The organism is Lyngbya aestuarii BL J (assembly GCF_000478195.2).
Lineage (GTDB): Bacteria > Cyanobacteriota > Cyanobacteriia > Cyanobacteriales > Microcoleaceae > Capilliphycus > Capilliphycus aestuarii.
Window position 1 is genome coordinate 1 of sequence record NZ_AUZM01000411.1, and the last position, 329, is coordinate 329.

Below are 329 nucleotides of genomic sequence, written 5' to 3' on the forward strand. Positions count from 1 at the left end.
AAAGGGTTAACTCGTCACTGGCATATTTCTCTTTCTCTCCCTCTAATCTTGTTGGGAGCGTTGTTAACGCCATTAGCACTCCGTTCTTACGTTGAAGCGAGTACCTATACTCGTCGCTATACCAATATCAACCAAGTTCCGTCTAAACCCGTTGCCATTGTTTTTGGGGCGGGGGTATGGGGGGATGGAACACCCATGCCGATGCTTGGAGATCGCATACAAGGGGCAATTGACCTGTATCATCTGGGGCGAGTCGGGAAAATCTTAATGACTGGAGATAACGCCACACCGGAATACAATGAAGTGATTGCCATGCAATACTACGCCCA

1 protein-coding gene is annotated in these 329 nt (G+C 48.3%); it reads left to right on the plus strand.

Features of this window, described 5'->3' with window-relative positions; all coding sequences use genetic code 11:
* Nucleotides 1-329 (plus strand): SanA/YdcF family protein (locus tag M595_RS28730; RefSeq protein WP_023070061.1); only part of this gene is annotated, 329 nt, incomplete at both ends.